Annotated in this window: 12 protein-coding genes and 1 pseudogene; 7 read left to right on the top strand and 6 right to left on the bottom strand. The window is 42.9% G+C overall.

The window, feature by feature from the left end; genetic code table 11:
* Window positions 1-521: 521 nt before the first annotated feature.
* The 6 genes from AB4482_RS11305 (at window position 522) to AB4482_RS11280 (ending at window position 7,375) form a co-directional block, all read left to right on the top strand.
* Complete coding sequence (locus AB4482_RS11305) at window positions 522-1,523, top strand: TerC/Alx family metal homeostasis membrane protein (RefSeq protein WP_017059813.1); 1,002 nt, start codon at window positions 522-524, stop codon at window positions 1,521-1,523.
* Window positions 1,524-1,836: 313 nt separating this feature from the next.
* Window positions 1,837-2,025 carry a hypothetical protein gene (locus AB4482_RS11300; RefSeq protein WP_017059812.1) on the top strand — a complete coding sequence of 63 codons (189 nt, stop codon included), beginning with the start codon at window positions 1,837-1,839 and terminating at the stop codon, window positions 2,023-2,025.
* A gap of 175 nt (window positions 2,026-2,200) precedes the next feature.
* Complete coding sequence (locus tag AB4482_RS11295; RefSeq protein ID WP_017059811.1) at window positions 2,201-2,941, top strand: DUF1223 domain-containing protein; 741 nt, start codon at window positions 2,201-2,203, stop codon at window positions 2,939-2,941.
* Between the two features lie 201 nt (window positions 2,942-3,142).
* Window positions 3,143-4,432 carry a DEAD/DEAH box helicase gene (locus AB4482_RS11290; protein ID WP_372180945.1) on the top strand — a complete coding sequence of 430 codons (1,290 nt, stop codon included), beginning with the start codon at window positions 3,143-3,145 and terminating at the stop codon, window positions 4,430-4,432.
* A gap of 231 nt (window positions 4,433-4,663) precedes the next feature.
* Window positions 4,664-6,382, top strand: a complete 1,719-nt coding sequence (locus tag AB4482_RS11285; RefSeq protein ID WP_372180979.1) for an autotransporter assembly complex family protein — start codon at window positions 4,664-4,666, stop codon at window positions 6,380-6,382.
* Window positions 6,383-6,610: 228 nt separating this feature from the next.
* Window positions 6,611-7,375 (top strand): aspartate/glutamate racemase family protein, encoded by a 765-nt coding sequence (locus AB4482_RS11280; RefSeq protein ID WP_372180943.1) that lies wholly within the window; start codon window positions 6,611-6,613, stop codon window positions 7,373-7,375.
* Window positions 7,376-7,508: 133 nt separating this feature from the next.
* Here AB4482_RS11280 and AB4482_RS11275 read toward each other — a convergent pair whose 3' ends face one another.
* The 6 genes from AB4482_RS11275 to AB4482_RS11250 all read right to left on the bottom strand — a co-directional run bounded on the left by AB4482_RS11275 (window position 7,509) and on the right by AB4482_RS11250 (window position 15,938).
* Entirely contained in the window at window positions 7,509-8,966 is a 1,458-nt protein-coding gene (locus AB4482_RS11275) for a phospholipase D family protein (RefSeq protein ID WP_372180942.1), read from the bottom strand.
* A gap of 79 nt (window positions 8,967-9,045) precedes the next feature.
* Entirely contained in the window at window positions 9,046-11,280 is a 2,235-nt protein-coding gene (locus AB4482_RS11270) for a carboxylesterase family protein (protein WP_372102679.1), read from the bottom strand.
* A 218-nt stretch (window positions 11,281-11,498) separates the two neighbouring features.
* Entirely contained in the window at window positions 11,499-13,157 is a 1,659-nt protein-coding gene (locus AB4482_RS11265; protein WP_372132445.1) for a hypothetical protein, read from the bottom strand.
* A 326-nt stretch (window positions 13,158-13,483) separates the two neighbouring features.
* Window positions 13,484-14,839, bottom strand: a complete 1,356-nt coding sequence (locus AB4482_RS11260; RefSeq protein WP_372130172.1) for an FUSC family protein — start codon at window positions 14,837-14,839, stop codon at window positions 13,484-13,486.
* 9 nt (window positions 14,840-14,848) lie between these two features.
* On the bottom strand, window positions 14,849-15,715 hold the full coding sequence (locus tag AB4482_RS11255; protein ID WP_017059803.1) for an HlyD family secretion protein: 867 nt from the start codon (window positions 15,713-15,715) through the stop codon (window positions 14,849-14,851).
* Between the two features lie 10 nt (window positions 15,716-15,725).
* The gene (locus AB4482_RS11250; protein ID WP_017059802.1) at window positions 15,726-15,938 is read right to left on the bottom strand and encodes a DUF1656 domain-containing protein; all 213 of its coding nucleotides are present in this window, start codon (window positions 15,936-15,938) and stop codon (window positions 15,726-15,728) included.
* A gap of 471 nt (window positions 15,939-16,409) precedes the next feature.
* Between AB4482_RS11250 and AB4482_RS11245 the strand changes: the two are divergent.
* Window positions 16,410-16,846 (top strand): annotated as a pseudogene (locus tag AB4482_RS11245) (aspartate-alanine antiporter); the annotation flags it as partial.

The raw sequence follows: 16,846 nt of genomic DNA, 5'->3' as shown, positions 1-16,846 counted from the left end.
GCATTGTTTATGCTTTATCTCTGCAGGTCGCCTTCTTGTGGAGATATGCATGGATAAGAAAGATTGGTTAGATGCGGTAGCGGTTGTCGGTTGGGTATCAGTTTGGTCAGCGTTAGTGTATTTAATACCTGCCGCAGGGCTGTAAATTGCTCTTTTTGCAACTTCATTACGCAGTGCAATAGTGTGTTTGACTTGCGAATTTATTCTTAGAATCAATTCGCGTGTCTATTTGACAAAGTGGCATCAATCAGAAAGGAGCGTTTGCTCCTTTTTTGCTTTTTCCGTGCAAATTTATATAGACGAAACACAACCAGAGGATTATTATCCACGCGTTTGGGGAGTAGTTAGCGCAAGTTTACATATCGTCATCTCGTTAGGCCAAGAGTCTATCCGGTATGTAAAAGTGAAATCCCATATTTCACTTCAACGAGACCAACGCAATCACAGTCAAGATCCGTAATGGAGCTTGATATGCTTTGTTTGCGGAAGGTCTTTGTACAGTTCTTCCGCCCGGAGGAATAATGAACTCAACTCAATCTCTATTATCTACAAATAGTGAATCCTTTTTTTCATCGCCAATCATGACGACTTATGCGGGCTTTTTCCTGCTAACGGTTATTCTCGTCTCTATTGATATCTATCAGACTCGTGGCGGTAACGTTACTATCAAGAAAGCGGCAATCTGGAGTGTTTTCTGGTTTGTACTTGCGTTTTTGTTTGCTGGCTCGATTTACCTATTTTGGGACATTTATGCGCCGAACAGTGACTACACAGCGCAAAAAGCAACCGTGTCATTCATTACGGGTTACTTGTTAGAAAAATCCCTTAGCGTAGACAACTTGTTTGTTTTTGCGATGATCTTTGCTCAATACCAAGTTCCTGAGCATCTAAGACCTCGTGCGCTTCTTTGGGGCGTAATTGGTGCATTGGTGCTTCGTGCAATTATGATCGCACTAGGCGCACAGCTATTGGCGGAATATCACTGGGTGCTTTACGTGTTCGCTGCGTTCTTGATTGGTACAGGTATTAAGCTGGCATTAGACAAGGGCGAAGAGGAGAGTGTGAATACTCTGCCTGAAAAGCTACTTCGTAAAGTGATGCCGGTAACAGAGGACTTCCATGGCCCTGCATTAATGGTTAAACAGGGTGCTAAATGGGCATTCACTCCAATGATGTTGGTCATCGGTGCGATCGCAGTCATGGACGTGATGTTTGCATTAGACTCTATCCCTGCGATCTTTGCGGTAACACAAGAACCGTTCTTGGTACTTGCGGCTAACGTGTTTGCGTTACTTGGTCTTCGCTCGTTGTATTTTGTACTGCAAGGTATGATGGACAAGTTCATCTATTTGAAACCCGCGCTTTCATTCATCATGGTGTTCATTGGTGTGAAAATGCTTCTGGTTGATAGCGAGTGGGCTATCCCAACTTACTGGTCATTGGCGGTATTGGTTTCTACGATGACGATTGCGGTTATAGCGTCGGTTTATGCGAAGAAGCCAGGCATTGAACAAGTAAATTAAAAACAAATATAACTTATCGAAAAGTCGATAATGAACACGTGGCTGATGAAGTAGAAAATTTATTTATGTAAATTCCCTGTGACATTGGCCACTGTTGTTTGCTGGGTATTTGTACTAAATGCATGATTTAAACACTATATTGAATTTGTACTCACATAATCTGCATATCTATTTTGTGGTATTGTTAATGGTTTGTTTTATTAGAAAAACTAATCCCAAAATCTAATTTTAGTCATTTTTTAACCTGCAAAAGATCACCTATTATTCTTGTCATCAGAACGAAACACATTAATAAATTTATAGAGAGGCAATCATGGCTCAAGCAGTACAAATGAATACTATCGCTGTTCCTAACTCTATGGATAAGAAAACCTACTCGGTTAACTTCAAAGGATTGATTGCACACATTTTCGATATTCTTTTCGTAGACAACTCTCCACGTAGTTACTACGCAAGCGACCTATCTGGTCACATGCAACGCGATATCGGTATTAACCGTTAATCTCAGCGTTAACATGTAAATATAGAATTTTAAGAAAACGCCAGCCTCTAAAGCTGGCGTTTTTGTATCTGAAATAAACTCAATCTCTTCGTAAACTAAGCACCTGAAAGAAAAACCTAGGCATAACGGTCTGTATTTGAGCGCCATTCAATTCGCTTTGTACAAGGATCTCGGTATGTCACACGCCAAACGCAATTCATCATTGATTAAACTTTGTTTATTTGCCTTACCGATCGGCTTCTATTCCTCAGTGTCGCTTGCACAAACCTGGAGTAATGAAGGCCAGCCCGCACAGGTTATCGAGCTCTTCACCTCTGAAGGTTGTTCAAGTTGTCCACCTGCTGATCAGTACCTCAGTACTTTTGAAGACCATCCAAAACTTTGGACACAAGTTATTCCGCTTGCCTATCACGTCGATTATTGGGATTACTTAGGTTGGGGCGACAAGTTCGCGAGTAAGGCGTTTAGTCAGAAGCAACGCTTGTACAAAGCTTATGGAGTAACAAGTGGGGTTTACACACCCGGCTTTGTTGTCGATGGAAAAGAGTGGCGCGGTTACTTTAACTGGTTAGACAGAACGTTGCCTTCGCTCAAACAACAAAATAACCCCAAGCTAACGGTCAACTATAAAGGCGATACGTTCAGCGTAAGTTACGAAGGCAAAGGGGATTATGTTGCTCATATAGCTTTGCTGGCGATGAACGAAGTCACCAGCGTTAAGGCGGGCGAGAACAGGGGTAAGAAACTCGAACATGATTTTGTTGTGGTTTACGATGGTTATCAGCGTGGTGAGTCTGAATGGCAATTTAATATCAATTTTGAGCCACTTGTCGCTACACCAGACGCAGTCGCTGTTTGGTTAACCGAGCCGAATTCGTATGCACCGGAACAAACGGTAGCAGGTTGGCTGAACTAACTGCAACCCACGACAATTGTGTAGCTGGAATACTCTTAGACGAAGTTGGTACGGCGAGTATCGAGGTTCTCACATCGATAACTTCGCTTCTGACGGATATTAATCAGTGAAATAGAAGCGAAAGGGCGATTTAGTTACGTAATACTGCTGAAATACGTTAATATAGCGCGCTATTATTTTAGCTTTGAGTTCCTGCAATTAATGACTAACACCACTACACCAACCAACTTCTCTGATCTTGGCTTAATCTCTCCTTTGATGGCTCGTTTATCTGAGCTTGAATACCAACAGCCAACGCCTATCCAAGCGCAAGTTATTCCAAGTGTGTTAGCAGGACGCGATTTAATTGCAGGCGCAAATACCGGTTCAGGTAAAACCGCAGCATTTGCACTTTCACTGTTACAAAAGATTCATGAAGATGCCCCTCTGGACCGTCGTTCAGGCAAAGGTAACTTTGTTTCTGGCCTTATCTTGGTTCCTACTCGTGAACTTGCTAAGCAAGTGGCTGACAGCGTTAAATCTTACGCTGTGCATTTCAATGGCGCGATTAAAACGGTTTGTGTGTTTGGTGGTGTATCGGTAAACACTCAAATGCAGGCGCTACGTGGCGGCACTGATATATTGGTGGCAACACCGGGTCGTCTGCTTGACCTTATTTCGAGCAACGCTATCAAACTAGATAAAGTGAAAACGTTAGTGCTTGATGAAGCTGACCGAATGCTAAGCCTAGGTTTTACCGAAGAACTTGATGCAATCTTGAAGCTCTTGCCGAGCAAAAAACAAACCTTGTTGTTCTCTGCAACTTTCCCAGAGCAAGTTAAAACGCTGACTCACGAACTTCTAAGCGATCCAATTGAAGTTCAACTTCAAAGTGCCAATGCGAGCACACTGGTTCAACGTGTATTCGAAGTAGAAAAAGGTCGCAAGACAGCGTTACTCGCACACCTAATTCAACAACATGAATGGCGCCAAGCTCTGATCTTCGTTAATGCGAAGAACAGCTGTGAGCACCTAGCAGACAAGCTTTACAAGCGCGGTATCATCGCAGAAGTATTCCACGGCGATAAAGGGCAAGGTTCACGTACTCGTATCCTAGAAGATTTCAAATCTGGCGAGATTGACGTTCTGATCGCGACAGACATCGCGGCACGTGGTCTGGATATTGAGAAGCTTCCAGTGGTAATCAACTTTGACTTACCGCGTAGCCCGTCAGACTACATGCACCGTATCGGCCGAAGTGGTCGTGCAGGTGAAGTTGGTCTTGCGTTATCTCTGATCGATCACGAAGATTACCACCACTTCAAAATCATCGAGAAGAAGAACAAGATTCGTCTTGAGCGTGAGCAAATTGAAGGCTTTGAAGTGGATGAAGAAGCGACAGCTGAACTGATCGCAGCACTAAAACCTGTTGCGCCACCGGCCGGTACTGGCAAGAAGAAAAAGAAGAAGAAAGCTCCAAAAAACCAAGATGTGTGGCTGAACAACAACTGATCTTGAGTCAGCAAGCCATATAAATCAGCAAGCCATATAAATCAATAAGTAATAGACATTCAAAAGGTGCTTAATTGCGCCTTTTTTGTGTCTGTAGGGCTGGGATTTGAGTCGTTAATAAACGACTGTTGCGGTGTTAAACAACCCGATAATCCGTTCGAAGGATAGCGTCCTCCATAAGAGATTCAGCGATTTAACGCTTTGCTTATAACCTGTTCGGGTTTTGAGCAATTGGGTAACCGCGTGAAGACCTCGATTAAACAATTAGTGCTGGCCACTTCATTTTTCCTGTTTACCCAACACTCTTCTGGTGCTGCTGAATTTGAGGTTAAAGGGGTTAATAAAACTCTCACCGAAAATGTAGAATTATATTTAGAACCTTTAGCCGATGTTCCTGCATCACAGCTATCGAAAACGAAGCTATCTAAACGTATTCAAGATGCACTCAACCCTTATGGTTATTATCACCCACAGCTCGATATCGACCTCAATGATTCTGATAACGTGATCATTAACATCGATTCTGGTCCTGTCATGCGCATCGCAGAATCGATAGTAAAAATAACAGGTGAAGCTAGCCTAGATGCGGAGTTCATCAATATACTCAATCAAAGCAAGTTAGGCTCAGGTTTAACTTTGTCTCACCAAGAATATGACCAAACTAAGCGTGCGATTTTCTCTTTAGCAAAGCGGAAAGGTTATTTTGACGGCAGGTTTATCGAGTCAAAGATTGAAGTTATTCCTAGCGAGAACATCGCGAATATACACTTGTATTTTGCAAGTGGTCCACGCTACAAGTTCGGTTCTATAAGTATTCCTGATGATGGGGTTGACCCTACCCGTATCGAGAAAATACCCACCTTTAAAAAAGGTGATGACTTTGACACCATCAAGTTAGGTGAACTGCAATCTGATTTGTCAGACACTCAATGGTTTCGAAGTGTCATCGTACATGGTGACTTTGACAAACTTGATGACAACCTAGAAGTTCCAATTGAAATCATTGCCGAGCCAAGTTCTCGAAATATCGTGCAGGTCGGTGGCGGCTATTCTACAGATCTCGGTTTACGCGCCTCTCTCAGTTGGTCAAAGCCTTGGTATAACCGGAGAGGCCACAGCTTTGAAACACAGACATATTTGTCTGAACAGGAGCAATCACTTCAGTTGGGGTACAAAATCCCCACAGAGAAAGTCACAACGGATTACTTTGGTATTCAGTTTGAATCGAAACGAATTGATCATCGAGACACCAATAGCTTTACAAACGATCTTAAGTTCGAACGTTACTGGCAATTAGACAGTGATTGGCAAAGCACCATTTATGTCAAATACTTGCACGAACAGTACCGTCAGGCGTCTGAGGAAGAGCAATCGCAATTGCTGTTACCTGGCATCAGTTTTTCTCAGGTTGATCGTAAAAATGATCAGTTGGAGCTCAATCATCGACACATCTATTCTGTCGAGTATTCTGACCCTAGTCTGTTCTCTGACTCAAGGCTGTTGCGGTTGGAAGGAAACAGTGTCCTTTCATGGGATATTAGTGACAGGCAGAAGCTCCATTTCCGCTCCAACGTAGGCATCAACATTGCCAAATCATTATCTGATGTGCCGTCGTCACTGCGGTATTTTGCTGGTGGCGATGGAAACCTGCGAGGTTATGGTTACGAATCTATCTCCCCTAGAGACGAGAATGGTGAACTAACGGGGGCACGTTATATGTTAACTGCTGGGCTCGAATATCAGCATCAAGTCTATCGTTCAATTTGGTTGGGCGCATTTCTTGATGTGGGTGATGCATTTGATCAACAAGCGGATTGGAAGCGTGGGACGGGCGTGAGTTTGATTTGGAACTCACAGTTAATGCCAGTTAAGCTCGATTTTGCTTACGGCTTAGATGCGCCTGAAGGCGACGAATTTCGTATTCATTTTTCCTTTGGTACTCAATTCTGATTTTTGTACGCTGTTTATGCACTCGCGAGGATGCGAACCATCTAATAGGATTCAAGTAAATCGAAAGAGCGTAATAACCTTTGTGCTTTAGCAAACACAAAGGTAAAAACAATGAAAAAGCTACGATTCGGTGTATTTGGTAATATGGGCCCTGAAGCAGATGCTCTGTTCCAAAATATCGTCGCCAAGAAAGAAATTGAACACGGCGCACTTAAAGACTAAGACCACATGGCCATGATAGTGGTGAAAAACTCAGATATCCCCGATCGATCTGAAGTGATTAACGAAGGCGGTACCGATCCTGTGCCTGAACTGATTGAGTCAGCGTGCATTTTAGAACATGCCAATGTTCAGTTTGGCGTAATGACCTGTAACACCGCTCATTACTTTAGACCTGAGGTTCAAAAGCACACCAACGTTTATATCGTCGACATGCTTCAAACCACCGTTGATCAGATCAAAGAAGACAATCCGGAAGCAATTGTTGGTATTCTGTGTACCAATGGTACTTACAACTCGGGAATCTATGACCGTTACTTAACTGACGCCAATCTGGTGTTTGTTAAGCCAGATGCCTTTGAGCAAGAGCATAACGTACATAGCGCTATCTATGGTGAAGTGACGGGTGAGATGACCGAGTGTGGTCAAGCGATTCGTAAAACAAACGGTATTAAAGCCGGTCAGTTTGACCATAATGCAGCGCTGCTTTCGATTGCTGTACAAAGTATCGTTGATAAAGGGGTAAATACCGTGATTTTAGGGTGTACTGAACTTCCTCTTGTTAGAAAACAGCTTGCAAGTGCATTTCCAACTATCAAACTTATTGACCCAATGGAAGCTGTGGCTGAGCGTGTTGTAGATATCTATCGACTAGCAGAACAGTATGTCGAACGTGACCATCTTGATTACGACATTAGTGATGTTGAATCTATTTACACAACGTTAGATATGGTTAACTACGTAGCTAAGAGAGCGATGACTCGTCGTTTATAAACTGAGGTCTGCTTGCCTGAAACATAAATAAACCGCGAATCACGCGGTTTTTATGTTTTGAAGATTGATGAATTACAAAGAATTGCAGACAAATAAGGGCTTTATGATTCTGACACACTCACGGGCATTAGTATTAAAGCTCAAACTCGCCGTTTATTTTGCGGAACAACCAATCCGGCAACTTATTCCATGAACTGTAATCAGGGTTCTTAGTCTGTTTTTGTTCCCCTGAAACCCAAGTAGTCTCACCTGATTGGGCACGTGACACCTCCCAGAACAATTCCTCTTTCTGACGCGTTAAGTAGTGTGTCACTTGCTTCGCAAACTCTTCATTGTCAATCAACACACCAAACTCAACGTTCAGAAAGTCTGATCTTGGGTCAAAGTTAGAAGAACCAATGTAGGTAAAACGGTCATCTAAAATTACTGTCTTGTTGTGGTAGTCGGTATCAACATGAAAGTAGTGATCATCATTGATAGCTTGGCTTTTGTACTCATAGATACTTACGCCTTTGTCGAGTAAAGTCTCACGGTGTTTTTCGTAATACGCTGGTACAAAGCCTGAATCATTGGAAGCCGATGAGTTGGTCAGTAAAGTGACTTCGGCTTGGTTCTCTCTGAGCGCATCGACAAACACAAACTGATTATCGCTTGGCACCATATAAGGCGTAGAAATTATAGCCTTAGTTGGCGTCGCTACTTTTTGCTTCATTAAGTGCTCTGTACGTTGACGAAAGTAAGGCTTGTTGTCATTGAGCTTCTCCAGTGAATCAAATACTGGCGTGACAGAGGCTGAAATGAACTTCGGTTGGTTTAAGCTCTTTATCTGCCTTTCGACTTCAGACGTGATCAATGCTTGATTCTTTTCACCTTTGTTCAACGCTTTGGTGAACGCTTGGTATTGCTCTTTCTCTTTGATTTTAATGCGTTCTTGAATTGGCACTACATGCTCACTGTTCCACAACGCTTGGTAGTTTCGGTCGAAAGCAGCAATCACGTCGCCTTTAAACAGCACATCCATATCAAAGAAGTTGGCACTTTCGCTGTAGCCAAAGTAGTCATCACCGATGTTGCGCCCACCGAGGATCATCGATTGGTGATCAACGTTAAAGTATTTCTCATGCAGTCGATTATCTAACTGTTTTTGATGAGTAGAGAAGTTGAGCGCACGACCAATCCAGCCAGCTTTACGTGACTCAAAAGGGTTGAACAGTCGAATCTCAATATTGGCGTGTGAGTCCAACTCCGCAAGCCATTTGTCATTGAATACCAACAAGTCATCCAGTGTGAGGCGCACGGCCACATCGCGGTCAGCGGCGTGTTTCAGCTCGTTTAACAGCATCAGCCCTAGAGTGTCGTTTTCCCAAGAGAAGTAAGTCATATCAATCGAGTGTTTTGCTTGGCGAACCAGATCAATGCGGCGCGCAAAGGCTTCAGGTGCACTAGGGATCAAATAGATTTGAGCTTGATGTTCTGTGCTTTGCCAGTTAGCTTCGAAGTCGGGTTCAACATCGGGGTAAGGTTGGGCGCAGCCAGTAACTAAGATCGACAAAAATAGCACTATCAGCGCGTGAATACGTGTGAAGTACATTGTGATGTTCCGTAAAAATAGGGTATAGGTGACAATGGCCAGACAACTGGCCATTGTGGGAGTGATTGGTGACTAAGCGTTAGTTCTGGTTAGGAACTTCGTAATCAGGCATGTATTTTAAGGTTAGCCCAAGATCATTTAAGCCTTGAAGTCTACCGTTAGGCATACTGCCATCTTCAGATTCGTTGAATAGAGCATCCCAATCGTCTTCAATGGTTATTTGACCATCACCATCGACGAACAGTACGTTATCTTGTTGCTGGCTGTACTCATAGTCTGTAAACAGATTGTCGCTGAACCATAGGCGAGACATGTCGTTCATCAGAGCTTGGTCTTTTGAACTTAGGCTCACTTCTGAACCGTCTAGTTTATACGGTTTGTTGAAAATAAACGGCAGTTCTGAACCACCACAAGCACCGGAGATACAAGCAAACGTTTTTAGCAGGTCACCGATATCTAAATCGCCATCTTCACCTTGAGTATTGTATGTCCAAACGTTGAAGCTAGGCTTGAACGCAAAATGGTACATTGAAACTGGCGCGTATACGTCTGCATTTTCAGTTGAACGAATCGCTTGGTTACGTGCTGGCGCTTGGAATAGCATGTCATTCATCAGCATTTTGAACTCAGTCATGTTCTGTGTTGCACCACCCAGTTCATTTTCCAACTCAGGCTTGTAGTCTGCAAGTTCCAGTAATTCGTTGTTCATGTCAGAGTTACCTAGGCCAAAAAATAGCTTGGTCACGGCTTCATATGCGGTGGATGGTAGTAAATTCAGCACATCACCGAGTTCAATCTGCGCTTGAACTTCTTCAGAAGACATTGCTGACACCATATCGATAATGCGTTGCTTATTGCCATCAAGTTGCAGCCATACCGCGAGTTCTAAACCTTGATTGTTTTCGCTTAGCGATTCAAAAGTACCGTTGTCTACATCTTCCTTTAATAGCTCCAAAATGGTTGGAATTAGGAATGTCAGACTAGGCAGCATAGCCATCGTATCCGCGTCTTTTTCATTGTTACCAATGACTGTCGGTACAGAAAAATCTTCTGATATCGGTTGGCTGGTCAGGTGTAAACCTTGATTTGTACCATTGCTGTCAATATATGGTGCAAATGGCAATAAATTCGACATTGGAGTATTGTTATCATCATTTATGACCCCTAACACACTGCCTTCAACCCAATTTAGTACCTTGTTTACAGGTGAAAGTAAGGTGTTACGTTGCGCATCGAGAATCTTGTCTAGTGTTAAATTTTGTTGCTGCTCGATAGAGTCATCTGCACATACAGTTACAGGTGCTAAATATGGCTGATCATCAGCGATAGATTCTAAAGTATCTTGAATATCCTCTGGCAATATGTTTAAAGCCAGTATAGCTTTTAAAGCGACTTTCAAGCCATTCAGCTCAGGCTTCGTATCGGTTGTCTCTAATGCCTCGCATACAGCAACACTACTATTTTGTGCTGTTGCATTGCTTTTATATTCAAAACCGTATGGGTTACTCTGCATAATAGCGCGTTCAAAGTACTTTACGTCACCATCAGCATTAACTATCGAATCGACTACGTTATCTTGTTGAAGTATGCCAACCGACATCGCTCCTGAACCTTGGCCCATCAAAGTGACGTTTTCAGTGCTACCACCAAACTTATCAATATTCTTGTTAACCCACTGCATCGCACGCTTTTGGTCACCAATACCAAAGTTACCGCCCATTTCATGGTCAACCCACATTGAACCCAGTAGACCTAGACGATAGTTAAATGTCACGTAAATAAACGGGTTACCCTCGTCGGCGCCTTGCGCTACAACCGTATCACCTTGGATGAGCGGCTCTGCACCAGAACCGTATTCAAAATCACCACCGTGGATGAATACATAAACCGGTAGATCAGCATCAGCATCTACGCCTACTGGACGCCAGATGTTAAGGTTCAAACAGTCTTCAGATTGTATCTGTGAAACGGTCTTTAATTGAGGACAAGCATCACCAAACGCAGTCGCATCAATGTCACCCTCAAGATCAACAATGTCACTGTGCTCAAAACGCTCTGCGTCGGCAAACTTAATGCCTTTAAAAGACTCAACAGAAGCCAGTTTGTCGTCTTCGGTATTAGATGTAATCACCAGCTCTTCTTTGGTCGCAGTAATCATCACATCGCCGATTTGAGTGGTAAAGGTTTCTGCAGGTGCAGGTACGAGAGGTTCAGGTTTATCTGGCTTTGGAACCGTTGGTTCAACGTCTGTGTCACAGCCAGCAAGAGCGGCCGCAATAGCGAGTGCGATGAGAGAACGATATGCAATAGTCATAAAAAATGTGTCCACAATAGAATTCGGTAAAATAACGAACCGCGCATCGATACCGTCAAACCTGTAGATCCATAAGGTGATGGCTCCGTCTTTGGAGCATTTGACGTTGTGTTTCTTCGTGTGTTATCTACTGGATAACCAACGTTGGCGCGTTTTCATTTGTATGATGTCGACCTAATACAACGTAGGTTCACATCAGAAATTTGGTTAGATTTAGTCTAAAAGCGATAGCCAAGGTTCAATGTCACAGCCGAACGAGTTTCACCTTTGTTGTACAACACGGTCATGTTGTAATGCTTGCCAATCTGTTTGTTGACTCCGGTTAAAAATGCCCACTGGTTAATGTCGACACCAACGTCGTAATCAAACTCAATATCGTCTGTCTTTACAGTACCTTGCATACGTGAATCTAAACCTTGGTATTCAGCACCAACGAAGAATTGAGCGCGATAATCAACTAATTGGTAGCCCAACATTGGCTGAATCGTGACAATGCCGTCACCCCAATCATCCATCCCTTTCAGACGGGTTTGTGAATAGGTACCCGTCACTGAGGCAAAGAACTCTTTGTAACCAACAGATAATGTTGTACCCGCACCGCGTAAGTCATATTCGAGATGGAGTGGTACATTTAAACGCCCACTGTTACACAGTGCTGATACGCCCTCGCACAGTTTGTCGCCTAGACCAGGTAATTTGTTATTGAGTTTATCTTGTAGATATTCTCCCGCAGCGCCGGTGTAAGAGGCATCAACATTCGCATCAACGTTTACCTTTCCTACATATCCGAATACATTCCAGAACGGCAGAATATTCACATCACCACGTATTGAAAGACTTTCTGCTTTAACCGTTGCAACGCTATCTTCAGGGTCGAATAGGTCATTCAAGCGCACACCGCTAATGACGTAATCGGTCATAGGAAGGTTCATGTCTTGATTGCGATAAGCAACTGAAACACCGAATGGTAATGGCAAATCGATACCTTGACGACGCACCATGTCACCCATTAAAGGGAATACTCGATCTAACTTAACACTCGCTTCTTGCATACGAGGATCTGAAACTTCTTTTAGACGCTCTTCATGCAGGACATTAACGCCGTTGTCGTCTTCATAAATTGCGACGGGTTCAGTTACAGCGCTCATGGTCATCGGTTTCGTTTTAGACGTACCCTCGATGTTAGTTGTCTTACGTTCAATAACGACTTTACCAGAGTCTAACGTTTGGAAATCAATCACTTGGTAATAGGTATCGACTTTTGACTTACCAAGATTAAATGGCTTGTCGTTGGTGATTACCATGCGTTTTGGTGTGCCGCCTACAAGTTCAATATCAACATTCAAGAAACGGAAATAGGCGATGTCTTGTGGTAAGCCGTATTTCGAATAGTTGAAGCTAATGGTCACGTCGCCGTTGTCTTTTTCATTGACTTTCACTGACGATGGATCGAAGCTTTCTGCATAATTTCTTAGTCGATACTCAGTGCGCGTAAACTCTTCAATTTCATCGATCAGTTTTTCGTTTTCATCCAGCTCTTGCGGGTTGTATTTGATGCGCAGGTCGATGTTGCCTTTGCTGTCTGTGTTTTTTATCAGATAGACGCTTGAGTCACGAACCTCATCGCCAATTTGTATGGTTCGATGTGCGTGTTCAACTAGGTGTTCGCCCTGTACGAGCGAACTGATTGCTAGCTTTGGTAAATCATGACTGATGCCATATTTGTCAAATAGTGCTCGACCTTTTTCCATAACTTCGCTGTAAGTCTTGGTTTCTGCCGCAGACGCAAAATTGGGGGTGGTAAGTAATAGGGCGCTCGCTAACACAGAAAGAGTATGGGTCTTACAGGCGCTGGTGCGTATTTCAAAAAAACTCATGACGGTTTCCACGCTGAGTGGCCTCAAACCTTCGAGACTCAAACAGTCGATGTAATACTGAACGTCGTGTTCAGTTGTTATGTATTTATCCGTTAGGATTGCTAGTGTGAATGTCGCGACTAAAAATGCATTGCGTCAATCAATGAGAGGATTTTAAGAGGAGGTGGCAGATCGCGTTAATCGCTTTTGATGGACGCTATCCTCACTTAGTAATAATTATCGTTAATTAATTGATTTATAATGATTTTCAATAGAAAAAAAAACGGCCTGTGAAGTAAAAATACTTGGCAGACCGTTTTGTTGTGAGTTGTTAAGCGCATTTAGTTCTAAGCAGTTACCCTCACTCTAAATAGATCAGTAAACAACTTCGCTATCATCAGAATAATCAAAATGTTTACGAGCATCAAAAGTGGCGTTTCAATTCCATAAACAGGTGTGAGGTTGAGCGCACCAGATGTGAGAACAACTAATAAGTTAATACCCAATATTCGGTGTACCATGAGCTTAGGTGTCGCGAACACTTTCCATATCACCATAATGTTAAGGAAGTAGAATAGTCCCAGCTCCCATAGTTCTGTCATTAATGGCATCACAAAGATGTATTGCAACAGAACCACCGACCCTGTACCCAACACACCATAAAAAGCGTCCTTAATAACGCTTGGTGGCATGGTCGGCACCATAGAAGAGAATACACCGGCTAACATAGGAAATATGAAACCACCTGGAACTGGAAGATAAATCCAAACCAACAGCGATGTGATAAACATCGACACGCCTTGCAGCACTTTGCGCCCATCTTCATTCAAATGTTCAACAAACGTGCGATGTGCATGATGCCAAGACACGTCTTTATGATCACCTGTGACATTGAGTTCACCCTCAACAAGAGATTGTTCTGGTGTTAATACATCGAACGTCTTCAAGTTGTGAGTAAGAACTGCCCATTGGATATCTAAGTCTGATTCGCTGTTACTTTGTTTGAGTAATGTATCTTGGATATGTGCCATTTCATCGATACGCAAGCGCCATGTTTGGATGTTCTCTTTAAGGTGGTAGCTTCCGGTCAGTGGCAGATCTAAAAGTTGATACAGCTTATCAATATTCGCGGTGTTGCTTTCAAGTGCGGCAATGTCGATGTTGTCTGTTTTTTCCATCGCATCTAACAACGCTTGTTTACTGGTTTCGAAACGTTGTACAAAGTTGAGTTCAGTATTCACAGGCCACACGATGCGATACACAATAGAGAACACAACAACACCTAATAGTGTTTCTTGAAGTCTAAGTACAGCAAAGTGAAAGGTGGTTTGGTTATCAAACCCGCCCATACAAGCAACAATCGAACACACGGTAAATCCTATTGAAAAGATGTAGCCGTATTTCTCGTCACTAGACATGAAAATACAAGTGCCTAAGAACACGGTAAGAAATGTTAGAAACAAAAATCGATCTTGTGAAAACATCGCAATGAGGAAAAAGGCATAACCGGTCCCTAACAAGGTTCCCATTAACCGGTTATGGCCTTTGTTTATTGAATGGGCGAAGCTCTCGTTCAATGCCATCACTGCGACGGCTACCGCAGCCCAATACGGTTTTTCCCAACCAAACCACAACGCTAGGCAGATTGCGATAACGATAGAGAGTGCGACTTTAATCGCGTCTTTAGTCGATGCAGTGAACATAAGAATCACCTAGCTATTTTTGATTATTTTGATCGAGGCAGTCATACCAACACGCAGTTGTACGTCTTCTGGTATTTTGTCTAACTTCACTTTGATAGGGATGCGTTGAGCTAGGCGTATCCATTGGAAGTTTGGATTCACGTTTGGCAATAAATCATTACCTGTGCTGCCGTCTTGCTTCGCGATACCAAAACCAATACTTTTGATATGTCCTTCTAGCTGAACATTGTTGTGCATCATTAAGGTCACATAAGCAGTGTCCTGAGCATCGACACCGACTAAATCAGTCTCTTTGAAATAACCTTCAATCCAGAAGCTATCTTCATCAATTAGCGCAACCACAGGTGAATTCGCGACAACTTGAGAGCCAACACGTAGGTTCAGATTGGTGATATAGCCGTTAGTAGGCGCATATACCTTGGTGTACTCAAGGTTGAGATGTGCTTCTTCTACGTTCGCTTTTGCCAGTTCGACATTTGCGGCGCTGGTTTCTACCGCGTTGTTCAAGTTGTTTAGTGTCAGAACGGGCACGGCACCGGGCGTTCTTTTCTCTAAATTCAACGCGCGTTGCTCTTCGTTTTTGGCTTTGGCGAGTAGGGCAAATGCTTGTTTTTGAGTCGCAAGTGCTTTTCTGTAGGTCGCCTTGTAAATACTCGGATCGATCTCAAAAAGAAGATCGCCTTTTTTTACCTTCGAGTTGTCTTCGACATGCACTTCAATGACTTGACCCGTGACTCGAGGTGTAATCGAGACGATATAAGCGCTGACTTGTCCGTCTCTGGTCCATGGGTTACTTGAGTACGACTGGTAATAGCTATAAACCACAGTTCCCGCAGCAGCCAATAATAAAAGTGTGATGAGATAACGTTTGATCACAGTAAGTGCCTCAAAAAATGGTAATAAAATGGCCGATAGCGCCAGTAAAAATCACGATCAAGCTCAGTTCTGCTATTGCAGGAAAGGCGACGTACTTATGAAGGCCAAACCGTGTCGCGATTGACCCTGTTAGCATTGTCAGTATGTAAGCCAGTGCGATAACCAATAACAGCGGTGGGAAGTAGACTTCATCCCACACAAGCTCATGCGGCATGGTATTCATGGTTCTGTTCTCTATTTGTTTGATGAATGCAACGATAACGGAGTTCGATTTATTGTGATAATCACTTATAGAGGATCGTACCCATCAAAATCCAACTTTATTCGGTGATTATGCCAACTGCCTCTTTGTTGAGAGCCGTAAGCCAGTAAAACAACGGTAGGTAGGTTGTCGTTCTTGAAGTGGAAACACTTAATTGAAATTGATTTCGAAAATCATCTACTTTTTCCGGTTTAAGATAAATCTATTTAAACCAATCACTTAAGGTGTAAATTGCACTTCAAAAACTATGCGAACAGTTAAAGTGATGATTTGATCCATCAAATGGGATTACATAATAAAACCTTTTGTTCTTAATATTCGGTTCGAAGCAACGAGATGCTTTATTTATTTTGAATAATCCAACAAATATCATTATTAAGTTATTCGTTAGATTATTTACTCCTTATATTTAGTAACAAGAGTAAATTTGTCATGGACATTATTTCTAATCTGTTTGACATGGCACCATTTGTCGCACTATTTATTACACTCTCATTGGGTTATATGGTTGGTAAAATTACTATCGGCCGATTTGTTTTAGGCGGTGTGGCCGGAACATTATTAATGGGCGTAATTATTGGGCAATTTGGTGTTCAGATTGATCCCGGCGTAAAAAGTATTTTCTTTGCGCTCTTTATTTATGCTGTGGGTTATCAAGGCGGCGCACAATTCTTTAAAGCGCTTAACTTTAGAACCATCAACATTCTGTTGTCTGCGGTTGTTATGACGGTTTCAGGCTTATTGTGTGTACTTGCCGCTGCGTGGTTGTTTGACTTAGATAGAGGTACTGCTGCGGGCCTAGCTGCCGGTGGTTTAACTCAGTCTGCGATCATTGGTACTGCAGGCGATGCGATCGCCCGTTTGGGTGG

The organism is Vibrio sp. 10N.222.55.C7 (genome assembly GCF_041473335.1).
In the GTDB taxonomy this organism is placed as follows: domain Bacteria; phylum Pseudomonadota; class Gammaproteobacteria; order Enterobacterales; family Vibrionaceae; genus Vibrio; species Vibrio crassostreae_C.
The sequence above is the reverse complement of the archived record's forward strand: the minus strand, read 5'-3'. Positions and strand labels throughout refer to the sequence as shown.